Source organism: Methylobacterium longum (assembly GCF_022179385.1).
Taxonomy (GTDB): domain Bacteria; phylum Pseudomonadota; class Alphaproteobacteria; order Rhizobiales; family Beijerinckiaceae; genus Methylobacterium; species Methylobacterium longum.
Window position 1 is genome coordinate 84,262 of record NZ_BPQS01000002.1, and the last position, 18,501, is coordinate 102,762.

Annotated in this window: 18 protein-coding genes; 6 read left to right on the top strand and 12 right to left on the bottom strand. The window is 70.5% G+C overall.

What is annotated here, in order from left to right; translation table 11 throughout:
• The first annotated feature begins 234 nt into the window (after window positions 1-234).
• A complete protein-coding gene (locus MFF58_RS02185) occupies window positions 235-1,119 on the top strand; it encodes an alpha/beta fold hydrolase (protein WP_238284987.1) in 885 nt (294 codons plus the stop codon).
• On the opposite strand, the gene MFF58_RS02190 is transcribed toward MFF58_RS02185, so the two are convergent.
• Together MFF58_RS02190 and MFF58_RS02195 are read right to left on the bottom strand one after the other, a co-directional pair.
• On the bottom strand, window positions 1,109-2,545 hold the full coding sequence (locus MFF58_RS02190; RefSeq protein WP_238284988.1) for a cytochrome P450: 1,437 nt from the start codon (window positions 2,543-2,545) through the stop codon (window positions 1,109-1,111). The two genes, MFF58_RS02185 and MFF58_RS02190, sit on opposite strands and share 11 nt — an antisense overlap.
• 63 nt (window positions 2,546-2,608) lie before the next feature.
• The gene (locus tag MFF58_RS02195) at window positions 2,609-5,257 is read right to left on the bottom strand and encodes an ABC transporter ATP-binding protein (protein WP_238284990.1); all 2,649 of its coding nucleotides are present in this window, start codon (window positions 5,255-5,257) and stop codon (window positions 2,609-2,611) included.
• Window positions 5,258-5,651: 394 nt separating this feature from the next.
• Between MFF58_RS02195 and typA the strand changes: the two genes are divergently transcribed.
• Window positions 5,652-7,478, top strand: coding sequence for a translational GTPase TypA (gene typA / locus MFF58_RS02200; protein WP_238284991.1), 1,827 nt, complete (start codon window positions 5,652-5,654; stop codon window positions 7,476-7,478).
• 128 nt (window positions 7,479-7,606) lie between these two features.
• Complete coding sequence (locus MFF58_RS02205; RefSeq protein ID WP_373323249.1) at window positions 7,607-7,858, top strand: RAG2 PHD domain containing protein; 252 nt, start codon at window positions 7,607-7,609, stop codon at window positions 7,856-7,858.
• A gap of 155 nt (window positions 7,859-8,013) precedes the next feature.
• Here the strand turns inward: MFF58_RS02205 and MFF58_RS02210 are convergent, their stop codons facing one another.
• From MFF58_RS02210 to cysK, 5 genes are all read right to left on the bottom strand, one after another.
• A complete protein-coding gene (locus MFF58_RS02210; protein WP_238284992.1) occupies window positions 8,014-8,172 on the bottom strand; it encodes a hypothetical protein in 159 nt (52 codons plus the stop codon).
• Window positions 8,165-8,482 carry a hypothetical protein gene (locus MFF58_RS02215; protein WP_238284993.1) on the bottom strand — a complete coding sequence of 106 codons (318 nt, stop codon included), beginning with the start codon at window positions 8,480-8,482 and terminating at the stop codon, window positions 8,165-8,167. The genes MFF58_RS02210 and MFF58_RS02215 overlap by 8 nt, the downstream gene beginning before the upstream one ends.
• The gene (locus tag MFF58_RS02220) at window positions 8,482-8,682 is read right to left on the bottom strand and encodes a hypothetical protein (protein ID WP_238284996.1); all 201 of its coding nucleotides are present in this window, start codon (window positions 8,680-8,682) and stop codon (window positions 8,482-8,484) included. The genes MFF58_RS02215 and MFF58_RS02220 overlap by 1 nt, the downstream gene beginning before the upstream one ends.
• A 76-nt stretch (window positions 8,683-8,758) precedes the next feature.
• Window positions 8,759-9,256: a hypothetical protein gene (locus tag MFF58_RS02225; RefSeq protein WP_238284997.1), complete on the bottom strand. Its 498-nt coding sequence runs from the start codon at window positions 9,254-9,256 to the stop codon at window positions 8,759-8,761.
• A 279-nt stretch (window positions 9,257-9,535) separates the two neighbouring features.
• Window positions 9,536-10,510 (bottom strand): cysteine synthase A, encoded by a 975-nt coding sequence (gene cysK, locus MFF58_RS02230; RefSeq protein WP_238284998.1) that lies wholly within the window; start codon window positions 10,508-10,510, stop codon window positions 9,536-9,538.
• 271 nt (window positions 10,511-10,781) lie between these two features.
• On the opposite strand from cysK, the gene MFF58_RS02235 reads away from it, so the two are divergent.
• On the top strand, window positions 10,782-11,708 hold the full coding sequence (locus MFF58_RS02235) for a TAXI family TRAP transporter solute-binding subunit (RefSeq protein WP_238285000.1): 927 nt from the start codon (window positions 10,782-10,784) through the stop codon (window positions 11,706-11,708).
• A 9-nt stretch (window positions 11,709-11,717) separates the two neighbouring features.
• Here MFF58_RS02235 and MFF58_RS02240 read toward each other — a convergent pair whose 3' ends face one another.
• On the bottom strand, window positions 11,718-12,245 hold the full coding sequence (locus MFF58_RS02240) for a GcrA family cell cycle regulator (protein WP_238285002.1): 528 nt from the start codon (window positions 12,243-12,245) through the stop codon (window positions 11,718-11,720).
• 417 nt (window positions 12,246-12,662) lie between these two features.
• On the opposite strand from MFF58_RS02240, the gene MFF58_RS02245 reads away from it, so the two are divergent.
• Window positions 12,663-13,850, top strand: a complete 1,188-nt coding sequence (locus tag MFF58_RS02245) for a patatin-like phospholipase family protein (RefSeq protein ID WP_238285003.1) — start codon at window positions 12,663-12,665, stop codon at window positions 13,848-13,850.
• 49 nt (window positions 13,851-13,899) lie between these two features.
• Here MFF58_RS02245 and MFF58_RS02250 read toward each other — a convergent pair whose 3' ends face one another.
• From MFF58_RS02250 to MFF58_RS02260, 3 genes are all read right to left on the bottom strand, one after another.
• Window positions 13,900-14,028 carry a TFIIS helical bundle-like domain containing protein gene (locus MFF58_RS02250; protein ID WP_238285004.1) on the bottom strand — a complete coding sequence of 43 codons (129 nt, stop codon included), beginning with the start codon at window positions 14,026-14,028 and terminating at the stop codon, window positions 13,900-13,902.
• 85 nt (window positions 14,029-14,113) lie between these two features.
• Window positions 14,114-15,526, bottom strand: a complete 1,413-nt coding sequence (pyk, locus tag MFF58_RS02255) for a pyruvate kinase (RefSeq protein WP_238285005.1) — start codon at window positions 15,524-15,526, stop codon at window positions 14,114-14,116.
• A gap of 148 nt (window positions 15,527-15,674) precedes the next feature.
• Window positions 15,675-16,181 carry an SRPBCC family protein gene (locus MFF58_RS02260; RefSeq protein WP_238285009.1) on the bottom strand — a complete coding sequence of 169 codons (507 nt, stop codon included), beginning with the start codon at window positions 16,179-16,181 and terminating at the stop codon, window positions 15,675-15,677.
• A 197-nt stretch (window positions 16,182-16,378) separates the two neighbouring features.
• Here MFF58_RS02260 and MFF58_RS02265 point away from each other — a divergent pair, with 197 nt between their 5' ends.
• Complete coding sequence (locus MFF58_RS02265; RefSeq protein ID WP_238285011.1) at window positions 16,379-17,626, top strand: lytic murein transglycosylase; 1,248 nt, start codon at window positions 16,379-16,381, stop codon at window positions 17,624-17,626.
• 6 nt (window positions 17,627-17,632) lie between these two features.
• Here MFF58_RS02265 and MFF58_RS02270 read toward each other — a convergent pair whose 3' ends face one another.
• Complete coding sequence (locus MFF58_RS02270) at window positions 17,633-18,421, bottom strand: aldolase (protein ID WP_238285012.1); 789 nt, start codon at window positions 18,419-18,421, stop codon at window positions 17,633-17,635.
• Window positions 18,422-18,501 lie beyond the last annotated feature (80 nt).

Here is an 18,501-nt window from a genome sequence, read left to right on the forward strand (position 1 = left end):
GGACGTTGGAACCCGGATGCCGCCCCGATTGTCAGCGACGGTGATAGCCCCCGTCGAAGGCCTAGCTCCGGACGGGGAACCCCGCCGGGGCTAGGCCTTCGACCGGCGCCGGCTCCGGAATTCGCCTTCCGGGGCGCGGTCCCGGAACGACGGACGGGTCGCATCGAGGACAGGGTCGGGACCGGGGTCGCGCGCTGCGGGCCGGATCCTTCGGGAACCCGCGGAGGGAGCGACATGCCGAGCGCGACGACGGATGACGGGGTGCGCCTTCACTACGAGGAGAGCGGGCGCGGGACACCGCTGATCTTCGTGCATGAGTTCGCCGGCGATCACCGCAGCTACGAGGCGCAGCTCCGCCATTTCGGCCGGCGCTACCACGCCGTCGCGTTCAACGCCCGCGGCTACCCGCCCTCCGACGTGCCCGAGGCCGTCTCGGCCTACACGCAGGCCCGTGCCGCCGACGACATCCTGGCGATCCTCGACCATCTCGGGGCCCCGAAGGCCCACGTCGCGGGGATCTCCATGGGCGCCTTCGCGACCCTCCATTTCGGCCTGCGCCATCCAGGCCGCGTTCTGTCGCTCTGCCTGGGCGGCTGCGGCTACGGCGCTGAGCCCGAGCGGCAGGCCCAGTTCCGCGCCGAGGCGGACGCCACCGCGGAGGCGCTGCGGCGGGACGGGATGGCCGCCTTCGCCGAGCGCTACGCCGTCGGCCCGACCCGGGTGCAGTTCGAGACCAAGGACCCCCGCGGGCACGCCGAGTTCAAGCGGATGCTGGCGGAACATTCGGCGCTGGGCGCGGCCAACACGCAGGCCGGCGTGCAGAAGGAACGCCCCTCGCTCTACGACCTGACGGAAGCCCTGGGCCGGCTCACCGCGCCGACGCTGATCGTCGCCGGCGACGAGGACTGGCCCTGCCTCGCGCCAAGCCTGATGCTGAAGCGGGCGATTCCATCCGCCGCGCTGGCGGTCCTGCCCAACACCGGCCACGCCCTCTCGGTCGAGGAGCCCGACGCCTATAACCGTCTCCTCGACGTCTTCCTGGCGCAGGTCGAGACCGACCGCTGGCCGATGCGCGATCCGCGGGCGATCTCTGCGACGATTACGGGGATCAGGGGCTGACTTCGTCCCGCGGAATCAGCCGGAACAGCGGGTGCCGGTCCGGCTGGGTCGTCACCACCGCCTGCGGAAGGACCGGCTCGCGACTGTCCAGAACGATGCGGAACCGCGCCAGCAACCGGGCCAGCGACAGCACGGCCTCGCTGAGCGCGAATTGCGCCCCGATGCAGACCCGCGGGCCGGCCCCAAAGGGCAGGTAGGCGAAGCGGGGCGGCGGCGGCGCGCCCGGCAGGAAGCGGCCGGGATCGAACGCCTCCGGATCCGACCAGAGGCTTCGGTGCCGGTGCAGCACCCAGGGGCTGACCATCACGACGTCATTCCTCTTCACCGCGTGGCCGGCCACCGTGTCCGGGCCGAGCGCCCGGCGGACGACCACGAAGGCCGCCGGGTAGAGGCGCAGGGTCTCGTCGATCACCGCGCGGGTGAGGGGGAGCCGGCCGTCGCTCTGGCAGCCGGTGGGGTCCGCGAGGTCGGCCCCGCGCGCCTCGGCGGCGACGCGTTCCTGCAGGTCGGGGGCGAGGGCCAGCAGGTAGGCCGCCCAGAACAGCGTGCCGGCCGTTGTCTCGTGGCCGGCGAGGATCATCGTCGCGACCTGGTCGCGCAGCGCCTCGGGTGTGAAGGCGGCCCCCGTATCCGGGTTGCGCGCCGTCGCCAGCAAATCGAGCAGATCCCCCGAGCCGGTGTCGTGCCGATCCGACGCCTGGCGCGCCGCGATGATGCGGTCGAGGAACGGGATCCAGCGCCGACGGAAGCGTGACCGCGACCAGTCGAGGGGCACCGGCCAGCCCGGCGGCATCACGATGTCGAGGAGGTGGGGGCGGCCCATCCGCTCCGCGTACTCGGCGATGAAGGCGCGCAGGTCGGTCCCGTGCGCGTCCATCCCCACCGAGAACATGGCCCGTCCGGCGATCTCCAGCGCCAGCCGGTAGAACGACGTGAACAGGTCAACCGGACCCGCCGCGGCCTCGGCGGCGATGTCGTCCAAGCCCTTCTCCACGGCGGCGGCGATGTGCGGCACCAGACCGTCGATCGCCCGCGGTGTGAAGGCAGGCGCTAGGGTGCGGCGCTGGTGGCGCCACGCGGAGCCCTCGCTGATCAGGAGCCCGTCGCCCAGGATCGGGCGGAGGATGCGCGTCGTCCCGGTGGTCCGTGCGTAATTCGCCTGGTTCTCGACCAGCACCCGTCGGATCGCCTCCGGATCGCTGAGGACGAAGCTCGACCGGCCGAGGAGGCCGCGGCGCGTGACGAGTTCCTCGAAGGCGCGCCGCGGAAAGCCCGTCAGGCTGTTGTCGCGGATCGAGCGCAGATAGGCCGGAATCGGCAGCTCGCGCTCCGGCGGCACGCGGTGCGGCGGCACCACGCGGGGCAGGTCGGCGAGCCTCCCGGTCGTCTGAGCCGGGGTCTCGATCGCGTCCGAAAACGTGGGCATGCGACTACCTGTGGCCGCAGACGGGGCACCTGTAAACCGCCGGATCCCTGTGTCCCGCCGATGTCATTCGGCCGCGGTGCGCAGGCGTGTCTCGGCGCCGCGGATCGGCAGCCGTTCGGGAAACCGATCGAGATCCGCCTCTGCCGAGAGGCTTGCCACCAAGCTGGCCCGGGGCAGCGCCGCGCCCGTGACCGCGAGCAGCGTTTCGACGCCGTGTTCCAGGTGTTCGTCCACGCGGTCGACGACGAGGATCTCGGGGTCCCGCAGGATCGCCCGGGCGAGGCCGATCCGCACGCGGACGCGCTCGGCCAGCAACTGCCCGCGATTGCCCACCGCCTTGTCCAGGCCGCGCCGCTGGATCGGTCGCTCCAAATCGAACTCCCGGAACACCGCGCGCGCTTCCCGCTGGATCAGCGCCTCACCGTGCATCCGGGCGGTGTCGATGCGGCCGAACAGGAGGTTGTCGAGGACGGTGCTGCGCGGGTTGATCCTGTTGGGATCGTAGGATTCCACGTCGCACCCGTCCTCGCCGTGCATCATGCCCTGCACGACCGCCCGGGCTCCGACGATGCGCATGGCTAGGCCCTGGTCGAGCAGGCCGAAACGCATCCGCGGCTCCACGTAGGCCAGGGTCAGGGCCAGGAACGCGACGCTGTCCGCCTCGCTCAGGCGTCCCTCGTCCGGAAGGCGGGAGAGCCGATGGAGGTAGTCCGGCAGCGCGTCCGGGGTGATCAGCGAGAAGCGCCGGAACAGCGGATGGCCGGGCGGCACGTCGGCGAATATGTCCTTCAGGTTGCTGGCGATGGCGACGCCCATGCGATCGAGCTCGTCGAGGAGTTGGACCTTCTCGAGCGCCTCGCGGAACAGGGTTGTGCCCGCCAGGCGCCGCGGATCCGTCAGCGTCGGGTCGCGCGGCACGCCGAACAGCAGGTTTTCCCCGACGGTCGCCTGATCGTTGTAGCGGCTCCGGGCGAACGGGATGACGAGGTCGGCGAGGCCCTTCTGGACGAAGAGTTCGCGCAGGTGCTCCCGGGCCGCGATCATCCGCTGGCCCGCCGGCGTCTCGTGCGTGATCGAGCTGAGCGCGCCGAGGCCGAACCGGTACAGGTCGTCGCCGAGATCCAGCCGGACGAGGAGGTCGAGGAGCCGCTCGTCGAGATCCGCCGCGTCGCGGACGCCGAGCCGCTGATAATCGATCCAGGGATCGTCGACGCTGTCGCAGGGGTTGCCGGTCTTCACCGCCTCGTTGATCTGCGCCCGGCTCAGGTCGAGGGTGCCGGTCCGCAGCGGGCAGATCCGCAGACCGTAGAGGATGTTGTCGCGCACCGTGCCGGGGAACAGCACGGGCTCGTTGCTCGCGTAGGCGATGCGGCGCGCATGGGCGGGGCGCGGCAGGGTGGAGAGGTCGTGCTCGCCGATGCGGATCAGGCCGTTCGGCGCCGACTGCAGGCCCGCCAGGACGCGGGCGAATTCCTGCGCGACCGAGCCGGACGGGACCAGCGCGAACCGGCCGGGCAGGGGCACCTCCACGTCCCCGACCTCGACCGGATTGCCGCCCTGCGGGTCGCGCAGCGTCAGGCCCTCGATCTTGAGCGGCGTCCCGAGATGCGGCGGCGCCGCCGCGGTCTCGGATTCCGCCGGCCGGAGGCGCTGCGGGCCGAAATGCGCCGCCACGGTCTCGTACTTCACCTCGACGTCGAGGCGCTGCTGGTCCCAGTCGATCAGTTCCTTGAGGGGCGGGGGCAGGTCGCGGTAGGCGGCGAGGACGGCGACGAGCTGGCCGATGTCGAGTTCGCCCTTCAGGGCGAAGACGCCGCCGATGGCGTAGAACAGGAACGGCGTGACCTGCGCGAGCAGGTTGTTGAGGTATTTGACCGCGAACTTGCGCCTGTAGATCCGCAGGCGCAGGTCGTAGAGGTTGTAGAGGCGGTCACCGATTTCCGCCCGCTCCCACCGGCCCGTGTCGTTCAGGAGGACCGCCGGCAGGCCGTCGAGAACCTCGGCGACGCGGCCCGCGAGATTGCGCGATGCGATCTGGCGCCGCCGGCTGAGGCGGATGATCTCGCGGCGCAGCCGCGGGATGACGGTCATCTGCACGCCGACCATGCCGCCGGCCGCCAAGCCGAGCCACAGGTTCTGCATCATGATGAAGGCCAGCGCGGTGGCGGCCTGGGTGCCGAGGAAGACCGGCACCACGATCGCGTCGCCGATGAAGGAGCCGATCGGCTCCACCTCGTCGCGGATGATCGTCGCCGTCTCGGAGGATTTCACCTCCCGCTGCGCCTCCGGCGAGAACCGCAGCATCAGCGAGAAGAGCTGGAAGCGCAGCCGGCGCAGCATCCGCTCGCCGAGGATCCCCTTCTGCAGGTTGATCCAGAACTTGAACGCGCCGTTGATCAGGACGAGCGACAGGAACAGGGTCGAGAGCCCGAGCAGCAGCTCGAACCGGTCCAGCTGGAAGCCCTCGAACAGCTGGGTCGTCCCGCCGCCGAGTACGTCCGGCCAGTGCACGGTGATGTTGAGGAACGAGGCCGTCGCCTCGCCGTGCGAGAACGCCTTGCCGGTGATGGCATCGTTGACGATGCGCTTGGGCAGGTCGAGCGACGCGAAGTAGAACGGCAGCGAGGCCATCACCACGGCGCAGATCTTGAGCTGATCGCCCTTCGAATAGCGCCAGATATACGAGAAGAGCCGCGGCTCAAGCGCGCGCATCGTGTCCGTCCGCTGAGGGCCCATCCTGTCGAGGGCGATGCCGAATCGGTCCGCGCCGGTGCGACCATACGACCGGGGCGGGCGCCCGGCACGCTCGGCTCACCGGCGCCGCCTCATACGTCATCGTTCGGCAGCCGCATTCGCATCGACATATAGGGCACGCCGCGGCGCCCGGAGGAGCCCGCGACGCTGATCTCTACCGCTACGGCTCCGGCTGGACAGGCTCATGCGGCCGCAATCCCGATATGAGGCACCCGCCATGCGCGCGTCGGCCTTGCTCATGGACGCATGTCCTTATATTGCGACGCAACCACCACGACTCCGTACCTGAACCGGCGCGGACGGCCGCGCCGCGCGGCCGCCAGGGAGCCGGCACAACCCGTTTCGGGCCGCCATGAACTTGCGCAACATCGCCATCATCGCCCACGTCGACCACGGCAAGACGACCCTGGTCGACAAGCTGCTGGCCCAGTCCGGCACCTTCCGCGAGAATCAGCGGGTCGAGGAGCGGGCGATGGACTCCAACGACCTGGAGAAGGAGCGTGGCATCACGATCCTCGCCAAGGCGACCTCGGTCGTCTGGAAGGACACGCGCATCAACATCGTCGACACCCCCGGCCACGCCGATTTCGGCGGCGAGGTCGAGCGTATCCTGTCGATGGTCGACGGCGTGATCGTCCTCGTGGACGCCGCCGAGGGGCCGATGCCGCAGACCAAGTTCGTGGTCGGCAAGGCGCTGAAGATCGGCCTGCGCCCGATCGTGGCGATCAACAAGGTCGACCGTCCGGACGCGCGCATCACCGAGGTCGTGAACGAGGTGTTCGACCTGTTCGCCGCGCTCGACGCCACCGACGACCAGCTCGACTTCCCGATCCTGTACGGATCGGGCCGCAACGGCTGGATGGCCGACAGCCCCGACGCCGACCCGTCGGTGGGGTTGGAGCCGCTGTTCGAACTGGTGCTCAAGCACGTTCCCCCCGCCAAGGTCGAGGACGGCCCGTTCCGCATGCTCGGCACCCTGCTCGAGGCCAACCCGTTCCTCGGCCGGATCATCACGGGTCGCATCGCTTCCGGGACCGTGAAGCCGAACCAGCAGATCAAGGTGCTCTCGCGCGACGGCAAGGTCGTGGAGACTGGCCGCGTCTCGAAGATCCTCGCCTTCCGCGGCCTGGAGCGCGCACCGATCGACATCGGCGAGGCGGGCGACATCGTCTCGATCGCCGGCCTGATGAAGGGCACCGTCGCCGACACGTTCTGCGATCCGCAGGTCGACACCCCGATCCAGGCCCAGCCGATCGATCCGCCGACCGTGACGATGTCGTTCATCGTCAACGACTCGCCCCTCGCCGGCACCGAGGGCGACAAGGTCACGAGCCGGATGATCCGCGATCGCCTGTTCAAGGAGGGCGAGGGCAACGTCACGCTGAAGATCGAGGAGGCGGCCGACAAGGACTCGTTCTACGTGTCCGGCCGCGGCGAGCTGCAACTCGCGATCCTCATCGAGACGATGCGGCGCGAGGGCTTCGAGATCGCGGTGTCCCGCCCGCGCGTCGTCTACGAGAAGGACGAGGACGGCGGCCTGCTCGAGCCGATCGAGGAGGTCGTGATCGACGTCGACGAGGAGCACTCGGGCGTCGTCGTCCAGAAGATGTCGGAGCGCAAGGCCGAGATGCTGGAGATGCGGCCGTCGGGCGGTGACCGCCTGCGCCTCGTGTTCCACGCCCCGACCCGCGGCCTGATCGGCTACCAGGGCGAGTTGCTCACCGACACCCGCGGCACGGCGATCATGAACCGCCTGTTCAAGGCCTACGAGCCCTTCAAGGGCGAGATCGCCGGCCGCCGCAACGGCGTGCTGATCTCGAACGACAAGGGCGAGGCGGTGGCCTACGCCATGTGGAACCTCGAGGACCGCGGCCCGATGATGATCGAGCCGGGCTGGAAGGTTTACCAGGGCATGATCATCGGCGAGCACAACCGCGAGAACGATCTCGAGGTGAACGTGCTCAAGGGCAAGAAGCTGACCAACATCCGCACCACCTCGAAGGACGAGGCGGTCCGCCTGACGCCGCCGATCCGCATGACGCTCGAGCGCTCGCTCGCCTGGATCCAGGACGACGAGCTGGTCGAGGTGACGCCGAAGTCGATCCGGCTGCGCAAGACCGTGCTGGATCCCAACGATCGCAAGCGCGTCGAGCGGTCGTCGAAGGACAGCGCAGCCTGAGATGAACGGCCGGCAACCGGGCGCTCATGCCCGGTTGCTCACGGGACGTTTATGCCACGTGGGTCGGCCGTCCCTCGAACCCTTATGCCGGGCGGCTTAGCTCGGCCTTGCGGTCCTTCGAGGGCCGCGTGAACCCCGTGACTCCCATGCCCGTCGCGTTGACTCCGCTTCCCCCCGTCCGGCCGCACGCTGCGGCGCCGCCCTCGTATCTCGTCGGCCAGGACGGGGAGGGCCATTGGGTGGCCGTCGCGGCCGGTGGACGGGCCGGCGGCATCTTCCGGACCCGTCAGGACGCGATCCGGTACGCCTGCATCGAGACCGGCTGCCGACCGGACGACGTGCGGCTGGCTGCGGATCCGATCGCCTTCCGGCTCACCTGATCGCCGACACGACGGTCGCGCTGAGCGTCGTGGGCCATGGCGGCGCGTGTCGTGCAGCCATGGCCCAGATCCTCGCGCTGCCTGCTCCTGCGGCGCGATGCTCCAGACCGTATCGGTCGAGCGTCGCCCCCCGCCGGGCCTGGAGCGCCAACGGCTCAGCTGCCGCCGGGATCGGTCTCGTCGTTCTGCCTTCCGCCGCCCGATGGCCCGAGCCCGGGCTTGCCGTCGGTCTTCTCGTTCGGATCCTTCACCGCATCCGGCGCGATGTTCTTCGGCTTCTCGGGCTTCGGTTCGGTCGTCTCGCGCTCACTCACTCTGGTTCTCCCGCTCCGCCCGGTAGCGGCCGCCCGCCACCTTCTCGTCCGCGGCCGGGCCGCGCGACGCCTTCTGATCGGAATGCCCGCCGGACGAGCCGCCCACGGCCGGCGGTGATCGTCCGGGCTCCCCGGTCGATCCCCAGCCGTCCTTGGGCTCGGGGCGCGCCTCGCCCCCCGAGCCCATCTCGGTGACGGCCGCCTGTTCGGCGGTCTGGTGCCCGCCGCCGGCGGGCGGATCCCCGCGCGTGCCGACCGCGTCGTCGGGCTTGCGGGTGACGGTTCCGGAATCGCTGGTCAGCCTGGGCATCAGCGCTTTCCGTCGTCTTGGCCGACGGAAGCCGTGGCGCGGTCGATCGCTTCGCTCAGCTCGGGCTTCGCGGCGGGCGGTGCGTCGCGGTCCTGTCGGGCCGCATCGGTCCGGCGGGCGGTCGCGGCCGGATCCCGCGCCTCGCCGCCGGACCCGGTGCCGGTGTCGCCCGGCGACGATCGGTCTTCCTGCATTGTCATGGTTCGCCTCTCTCCGTCTTCGCGGGACAACGGGGGCCGAGGAGGACGGTTGCGCGAGGCCGGCCGAGCGGGGCCGTCAGCGCCCGACGACTCGCGGCATGATGGCCTGCGCCAGCCGCTGGACCGCATCCGCGGCGGTCTCGCGGTTCGCGGCGTGTGCCTCGATCGAGAGCAGGTCGCCGTCGCGGAGGAACACGGCGGTCGCCCCGCCGCCTCGTTCGACCGGGTAGACGCTGATCCAGCCGATCGCCGGTCCGGCGGAGATGCCGGAGAGCCGGCAATCCGGATTGCGCTTCAGACAGATGGATTCCAGCGCGCCGAGGGACGTCTTTCCGGAGCGCACCCGCTCCTCGGTGCCGTCGTTCAGACGCCCGAGTTGCAGATCGACCGTAGGGGCGCCGTCACAGGCGGGGCAGGTCAGGGCCAGGCGACGCGGTTCGGCCCGCGCCGACGATCCGGCGCCGAACGCGCGTCTCGCCTGCTCGGCGATGCTCGTCAGGTCGCGGATCGCGAAGCCCTGGGCCAGTCCGGACTGCGCCCAGAGGCAGCACAGGATCACCAGGAAGCCGCGCATGTCGAAATCTCCGTCCGATCACCGGTTTGGCCGTATCGGAATGGCGAACGAAGATCCAGGCTCGAGATGGGGCAGGGCGGTCGAGCAACGATGTCGCGAGACTATTGGGAGATAAGTAGATGATACTTTCGATCGCGTCGATATCGATCGTGTTGTCGCCTCGACGCGATGGAGAGGATTTCAAGATTACTTGAGTGGTGAAGCGGCGGCTTCACCGGTTCCGGTGCTCATGCCACGGGCGCCCGCGACATGAGCACCGGATGATCCGGTCGTGGCCGCTCAGCCGATCCCGTCGAACAGCGCCGACGAGATGTAGCGCTCGGCGAACGAGCAGGCGATCGTCACGATCCGCTTGCCCTGGAATTCCGGCCGCTTGGCCAGTTCGAGGGCCGCGGCCACGTTGCCGCCCGTCGAAATGCCGCCCGGGATGCCCTCCAGCCGGGCGAGCGCCCGGGCGGTGTCGAAGGCAGCTTGGTTGGTGACCTTCAGCACGCCGTCGAGGATGTCGGTGTGGAGGTTGTCGGGGATGAAGCCGGCGCCGATGCCCTGGATCTTGTGCGGACCCGGCTGGCCGCCGGAGATCACCGGGGAATCCTCCGGCTCCACGGCGAAGACCTTCAGGTGCGGAAGGCGCGGCTTCAGGACCTCGCCGACGCCGGTCACGGTGCCACCGGTGCCCACGCCCGCCACGAAGGCGTCGAGTTGGCCGTCGGTGTCGCTCCAGATCTCCTCGGCGGTGGTCTTCCGGTGGATCTCGGGATTGGCCGGGTTGGAGAATTGCTGCGGCATGACCGAGCCGGGGATGTCCTTGAGGAGTTCCTCGGCCTTGGCGATGGCGCCCTTCATGCCCTGCGCGCCGGGCGTGAGCGCAAGCTCCGCGCCCAGGAAGGCGAGCATCTTGCGCCGCTCCAGCGACATGGTCTCCGGCATAACCAGGATCAGGCGGTAACCCCGGGCCGCGGCCGTGAAGGCCAGCGCGATGCCGGTGTTGCCCGAGGTCGGCTCCACCAGCGTGCCGCCGGGCTGGAGCTTGCCGGAGGCCTCCAGCGCGTCGATCATGTTGACGCCGATGCGGTCCTTCACGCTGGCGATCGGGTTGAAGAACTCGAGCTTCAGCAGGATCTCGGCGTCGACCCCATGCTCCTTCGGAAGGCGGTTGAGGCGCACCAGGGGGGTGTTGCCGATCGTCTCGGTGATCGAGCCGTAGACACGGCCGTGGCCGACCTTCGCCGGCGCGTTGAGGGAATCGGCCATCGCGGAGCTCCTGCTCGTGTAAGCGTCTAAGACTTGTCGGGTCGGACGGACGGCATGCTCTGCCGGTCTGTCGGGAGGCTGCGATATCGCGTTGCCGCGGCCGGGGCAATCGGGCTAAGTGCCGTTACCGAAAGTTCTTTCCGCTTTTTCCGGTACTTGCGGCCACGTGTAGGACAGCTTTGCTGGTCCACGGCATCGCGATAGAAGATCTTTCTCCGACATCGGGTCGGGCCGGATATTCGCCGCAGCGGACTGATCGAGGAGAATCCGTGTGGACCATGCCGAGGGATCGACGCGCAGGGGTGTTCTCACCTCGGGACTCGGATTCATCGTCGTGCGTCCGGCGCTGTCGGCCGAGCCGGCCCATCTCGTCCTGGCCACGGCGACCCCCGGGGGCGGGTTTCCAGCCTTCGGCGAGGCCTTCGTGGCCGCGCTCCGGACGGTTGATCCCGCGCTGACGGTCGAGACCCGGTCCACGGGTGGCTCGGCCGAGAATATCGGGCTTCTGCGCGCCGGCCGCGTCGACCTCGCACTCGTCCAGGGCGAGTACGCCTATCCGGCCCTGGCGGAGGGCGGCCTCACCGTGCTGTCGCCGATCTACGCCACGCCGGGCCTGTTCGCCGTCCCGGCGGCGAGCGGAATCCGGGCGGTGGCGGATTTGCGCGGTCGCGCCGTGGTGCTGGGCACCCACAAGTCCGGGCTCACCGTGATGGGGCGCGCCGCGCTCGGCGCCTCGGGTCTCGATCCCGAGCGGGACATCCGCCCGATCCTGCTGGACCGCGCCGGCGACGGGCCGCCCCTGGTGCGGGACGGACAGGCCGACGCCCTCTGGGGCGGCGGCCTGGACTGGCCGGGCTTCCTGGCCATGGCCAATGCGCCGGGCGGCGCCCGCTTCTTCGGGCCCTCGGAGGCGGCGATCGCGCAGCTCGCGCGGCCGGGATCCGCGACGAAGAGGCTCACCGTGCCGGCCGGGAGCTTCCCGGGTCAGACCGCGCCGATCGAGACCGTGGGCTCCTGGAGCTTCGTGCTCGCGCGCCCCGGCTTCGATGGCGAACCGGCCGACCGCCTCGTCCGGGCGATCGCGCGGGCGGATTTCGGCACGACCCATCCGCGGAATCTCGCCGGGCTCGTCCCGGCAGAGTCCATCAACCCGGCAACCCTACGCGTCCTGCGTCAGGCCGGGCTCGTGCCGCGCTGAGAGCGTCGTTCAGCGGAACGACGCCACGCGGCGATCCCGCTTCCGCTCGGTCGCCGGCTGATACGCGATCTCCGCGTGATGGGTGCAGTAGGGGAGCCCCGTGATCGATCGCGCGCCGCAGAACCGGAATTCCGGCGTCGTCGGATCGCCGAGGGGCCAGCGGCACATGGATTCCCGGAGGTCCATGATCGTGACGCGCTGGGAGACCTGAAGGGCGACCGGCTCCGGCGCCGGGACCGGCGGCGTGAACTCCGGCGCGGGGCGGTGCGAGAGGATCGCCACCGGCTCGGGCGCCTGCGTCTCCACCACCGCGATGGCGGTCTCGATCTCGACGATCTTCGACGGCGGGGCGGCGACCTGCCCCTCCTCGCCGCCGCGGGCGCGCCCGGCGAGGCCGAGGCGATGCACCTTGCCGATGACGGCATTGCGGGTGACGCCGCCGAGCTGCGCCGCAATCTTGCTCGCGCTCTGCCCGTCCTCCCAAAGCCGGCGCAGCAGAGCCACGCGATCATCCGTCCAGCCCAGGCCCGCTTCCATAGTCCCCCTCCGCCCTGCAGCCCGAGAATCGCCAAGGTCCGCGGTCTATGATGCGGGCCGTCAGACCCGTCATCCGGCTGTTCATGCTGCCGTGCAGACTGCGCACCCATGCGCCGGCTGCCGCACTGCGTGCGACACCCTGTCCCGCCGGGCCACGGCAGGACCCTAGCGCGGCGCTCCCGAGCGTTGCAAGGGCGGCTGCCCGCCGGTGGCGGCGCCTGTCCACCGGCAATGGCGCCCGCCCGGCGCTGACCGCCCGCAACGGCCACGCTTGCGCCGCGATCGGATGGGATCGTGACTCCTGCGCAACAGCGCGGCCATATTGCTCCGGTTGGCCGGCTAAGCGGGAACAGCCGGTACGGCCAAGCTCGTTCCGTGTGGCAGAGTGGCTGCGGACCACGGATCAGGATGAGGACGATGGGTTTCCGTCAGAAGGGTCTGCGCATGCTGGCCGCGGTCGGGCTCGCGGGTCAGCTCGCGGCCTGCGGAAGCGTGCCGCGCACGGCCTACACGGCCGAGCAGGCGGTCGGGGCCAGCGTGCCGGGCATCCCGGGTGCGCGCGTCTACGCCGACGCCTCGGTGGAGACCATCGCCGAACTGGCGGCCAATCCGCAGCGGCGCAGCGCCGGCTTCACCTACCTCGCCCTCTCCGGCGGCGGCGGCGACGGAGCCTACGGGGCGGGCGTGCTCAACGGCTGGACAGCTTCCGGCCGGCGGCCGGAATTCACGCTGGTCTCGGGTGTCTCGACCGGCGCCCTGATCGCACCCTTCGCGTTCCTGGGAGCGGCCTACGATCCCTACCTGACCGAGTTCTACACCAGCGGCGTCGCCGGCGAGCTGGTCGCCTCGCCCAACATCGCGAACGTGCTGTTCGGCTCGGGCTTGTTCGGCGACGGGCGCCTGCGCGGCCTGATCGACCGGTACGTGACCTCGGACCTGATCCGCGCGGTCGCCGAGGAGCACGCCAAGGGGCGGCGCCTGCTGGTGGTGACCACGAATCTCGATTCCCAGCGCGCGGTGATCTGGAACATGGGCGCCATCGCGGCCAGCGGCGTGCCCAACGCCCGGGAGCTGTTCCGCGACGTACTGGCCGCGTCCGCCAGCATTCCGGCGGTCTTCCCGCCGCAGTTCATCGACGTGTCGGCCGGCGACGCGCGCTTCCAGGAGATGCATGTGGACGGCTCGGTGGTGACGCCGGTCTTCACCCTGCCGCAGACCCTGCTCCTGCGTGACGGCCGGATCCGCACGGGCGGCAAAGCCGAGATCTACGTCGTGATCAACGGACGCCTGGAGCCGGATTTCGAACTCACCAAGGACAACACGCTGTCCATCGTTGAGCGATCCTTCACGACGGCGAGCCGCGCGCGCTCGCGTGCGACGCTGACGGCGACCTACGCGCTGGCGCGCAGCAACGGGATTGGCTTCAACCTCACCTACATCGACGAGAACGGCCCGAAGGCGTCCGCCGCCAAGGGCTTCGACACCGCCTACATGCGTGCGCTGTACGCCGAGGGGCTGGAGAAGGGCCGGAGCGGCACGTTCTGGCAGCATACCGTCCCGGCGGCTCCCGCCGTAAGGGCCACACTCAGCGCCGTCGCCAACTGATTCCGGCCGACCTGCGCCGCGCCCGTCGAGGGCGCGGCGTCCGAGGCGGTTACTTGCCCAGGATCTTGGTGACGAGGCGGCCGATCGGCGTTGCCGTGCTGGCGTTGCGGTCGTCGCGGTCGATGGGACGGTTCTCGTTGCCGAGAAGCTTGGTGACGATGCGTCCGATCAGGTTCATGGGGCAGCCCTCCGGTAAGGCGCCGAAACGGCGCAGCTTTCGAGTCAACGGGTGAGGCCCGGGCCGCGTTCCCGCCAAGGCACCGTCAGACCTGCATCAGGCGGATGTTGTTGGTGTTGCCGGGGGTGTGGAACGGGATGCCGGCGGCGACAACGATGATGTCGTGCGGCTTGGCGAAGCCCTCGTCCTGCGCGTGCTGGCAGGCCTTCGTGGTCATCTCCTCGTAGCTGTCGACATCCTCGGTGAGCACGCTGTGCGCCCCCCAGAGCAGGCACAGACGGCGCGAGGTGTCGACGTTCGGCGTGAGGGCCAGGATCGAGGAGGCCGGGCGGCGGCGGGCCACCCGGGCCGCCGTCGTCCCGCCCGCCGTGTAGGCGACGATCGCGGCAGCGTGCACGGCCTGGGCGAGATCGGCCGTGGCGGTCGCCACCGCGTGGGGTGGCGTCTCCTCTTCGCCGGGCTCTAGCGCCGCCACGATCGAGTGGTAGAGCTTGTGCCCTTCGACACTCCGGACGATCCGGTCCATCATGGCCACGGCCTCCACCGGATACCGGCCCGTGGCCGATTCCGCCGAGAGCATCACGGCGTCGGCGCCGTCGTAGATCGCGGTGGCGACGTCCGAAGCCTCCGCCCGGGTCGGCGCGGGGGCGTTGACCATCGAGTCGAGCATCTGGGTCGCCACGACCACCGGCTTCACCGCGCGCCGGCAGGCGCGGATCAGCTCCTTCTGCCGCGCCGGGACGTCCTCGTGGGGGATCTCGACACCGAGATCGCCGCGGGCGACCATCACGGCGTCTGAGAGCTGGATGATGTCGTCGATCCGCTCCAGGGCCTGCGGCTTCTCGATCTTCGACATGATGCCGGCGCGCTCGCCGATGATGCCCCGCGCCTCGATGACGTCGGAGGGTTTCTGGACGAACGACAGGGCGACCCAGTCGACGCCGAGATCGAGGCCGAAGGCGAGGTCGGCGCGGTCCTTCTCGGTGAGCGGCGAGAGGTCCAGCAACGTCCCCGGGAGGTTGACGCCCTTGCGGTTGGAGATCGGCCCGCCGGTGACGACCTCGGCGGTGATGGCGGTCCGCTCCGGCCCGGTGACCCGCACCCGCACCCGGCCGTCGTCGATCAGCAGTTCCTGCCCCGGTACCACGGCGTCGAAGATCTCGGGGTGGTGGAGCGGGATCGCCTGCTTGTTGCCCTCGCTGCCCTCCAGGACGAAGCGCACCCTCTCGCCGGCCTCCAGCTCCAGGCGACCGCCCTGCAGCGTGCCGATGCGGATCTTCGGACCCTGCAGGTCCTGCAGGATGCCGATCGGCCGGCCGACCTCCTTCTCGAGCCTTCGGATCGCGGCGTGGACCTTGGCGTGGTCGTCCTGGGTGCCATGGCTGAAGTTCAGCCGGAAGGTGTCGACGCCGGCGAGGAACAGGGCGTGCAGCTGCTCGGGGGCCGCACTGGCGGGGCCCACGGTGGCGACAATCTTGGCGTGGCGGTGTCGGCGCATGGAAAACTCGGCCTCCTGAGTCTGCCGCGGGTTCGAGCCGGGCGATCAGGCGCGCCGACGCCGCTCACATCGGTACAGGATGGGGCCAAGGCGAGGGGTCCGGCGCGCGAGCTGCGCATATCCGTCGCAGACCGCGAGTCCGACGGAGCTATTTGGCCGCCTCCCGGGCGATTCCGGCCAGCCCGGCCTCGAACACGCCCGCGATGTCGGCCACGGCCTCCGGCTCACCCATCCCCTCGGCGTCGAAGGTCGCGGTCCAGATCACGGTGGAGCCGGCCCCGTTCGGGCGCACCGCCAGCGTGGAATTGTAGGCGCGCACCGGCAGCGGCCCCTGGATGAAGCTGTAACTGTAGCTCATGCCGGCCTCGTCCCGCGCCGTCTCGACCTCGACGATGGTGCCGAGGCCGCCCTTGACGACCAGGCCGCGGATCTGCGCGCGGATGCCGTCATCGTCGTCGTCCGCCGACGCGATGCAGCGCTCCACCTGGGGATGCCAGAGCTGGATCCCGCAGAAATCCCCGATCAGTGCCCAGACGGCCGCGGCCGGGGCGGGCAGGTCGCGGCTGCGGGTGACTTCGATGGCGCAGGCGGGCTTGTCGGCGAGGAGGACGCCGAGGAGGACGGCGAGAGGTCCGGCGAGGGCATTGCGCGTCACGCGGTTGGGCTCCATCGCGCTGAGGTCGACGTATCTAGTACGTCTGACGCGTCCCGTCGCCGGCCCCGGGGTCACGGAAGCGGCGTCTCGGCCTCTGATCCCATCTCCGGGGCGACACGCGAGCGATCCGTGCCTAGAAGGCCTCCGGAGGGTCCGACCCTGTGCGCCCCCTTCGACCTGGATCGCCGGAGCCCGCGATGAGCAGCACGCCGCGCATGTCCCGTGAGCTCGGCCTGGCCGTCCTCGCCTGTGCGCTCATGCCGGTGACCGCCCGCGCGGCGCCGGAGCCGGCGCAGCCCTTCGACACCTGCCGCGCCGACCTCATCGCCGCCGCCACGACCCGAGCGGTCCCGCAGACCGTCGCGACCGCACAGCTCGCCGACCTGACCGCCGATCCGGAAGTGATCGCCGCCACCGGGAGCCAGGGCGAGTTCGTCCGGCCGCTCTGGGACTACATCGAGGCCAGCGTGACCCCGGCCCGCGTCGAGGCCGGCCGCAGCAAGCTCGCCGAACATGCCGACACCCTCGCGGCGATCGAGGCCAGGTACGGGATCGACCGCCACATCCTCGTGGCGTTCTGGGGCGTGGAATCGAGCTACGGTGCCGTGCTCGACAATCCCGCGGTGGTGAAGCCGGTGGTGCGCTCGCTCGCGACGCTGGCCTGCGGCGATCCCGCCCGTGCCGGCTACTGGCGCGACGAGCTGACGGCCGCCCTCCAGATCCTGGCCTGGAACGAGGCGCCGCTGGACAGGATGCCCGGTGGCCTCACCGGATCCTGGGCGGGCGCCATGGGCCACACGCAGTTCATGCCGACCGTCTACCATCGCTTCGCGGTCGACTTCGACGGTGACGGGCGGCGGGACATCTGGACCTCGGTCCCCGACGCGCTCGCCTCCACGGCGAACTACCTGCGCGCCCACGGCTGGAAATCCGGGGCGGGTTGGGGCAGCGAGGTGGTGCTGCCCGCGGGCTTCGACGCCGCGCTCGCCGACGAGACCACGCCCCGCAGCCTCGACGCGTGGCGGTCCCTCGGAGTCCGGCCGGTCGATGATCGTGCCTTCGCGGACGGCGCCGCGGACGCCACCCTGATCCTGCCCGCCGGAATCCGCGGCCCGGCCTTCCTGCTCCGGCCGAACTTCGCCGTGATCCTGCGCTACAACACCGCGCTCGCCTACGCGCTCACGGTGGCGCATCTCTCGGATCGCCTGCGCGGCGATCCCGCTTTCGCCCGCGACTGGCCGCGGGGTGACCGGCCGCTCACCGCCGACGAGCGGCGCGAGATCCAGAACCGTCTGACCGAGCGCGGCTTTCCCACGGGCGGCGTCGACGGGAAGATCGGCCCGAGAACGCGGGCGGCCCTGCGCGCCTTCCAGGGGTCGGTCGGTCTGTCAGCGGACGGCTACGCGGACGCGCCGCTCCTGGACAGGATCCGGTCGGCGCCGTGACGGCGGTCAGGCCAGGAAGGCGGGCTCGTCCCGGGCCAGCACGCGCTTGACGCTCTCAAGGTGCAGCCGCGCGCTCTCGGCGCGCCCGGCCGCCTCCTGGGCCGCCACCCGCTGAACGACGGCCTCCGGCACGATCTTGAGCGTGCGCCCGGTGCTCATGGCGAGAACCTGCGCCTGCGCGGCCCGCTCCAGATAGTAGAGGTCGTCCCAGGCTTCCGCGATCGTCTCGCCCAGCACCATCACGCCGTGGTTCTTCAGGAAGACCACGTCGGCCTCGCCGGCGCTGGTGGCGATCCGCTCGCCCTCGCGGGAATCGAGTGCCAGACCGTTGTAATCCTCGTCCACAGCGATGCGGCCGTAGAACCGCAGAGCCGTCTGCCCGGCCCACAGCAGGGGTTGGCCCTCCAGCATGGCCAGGGCCGTCGCGTAGGGCATGTGCGTGTGGAAGGCTGCGCGGGCGCGGGGCTTCAGCCGGTGCAACTCGGCATGGATGTGGAACGCCGTGGCTTCCGGCTGGCCATCCCCTTCGACCACGTTTCCGTGAAAATCGCACAGGAGGAGGCTTGAGGCCGTCACCTCCGCGAAGGCGAGTCCGTAGGGGTTGACCAGGAACAGGTCGGGCCGCTCGGGCAGCACGGCCGAGAAGTGGTTGCAGATGCCTTCCTCCAGGCCGTTGCGGGCGGCCCAGCGGAGGCAGGCCGCGAGATCCACCCGGGCGCGGCGCACGCTGTCGGCGTGCAGGGGCTCGTTGCTGCGCAAGGGCGGCGTGCCGGAGGCGGTGACGGCGTGTGCCATGTGTGGACCTTCCCGTTCTCGATAGCGGTTGGACGTGTCGCGGCCGTGAATTCGCAGATTGCGCGGGCTCAAGCCGTCGA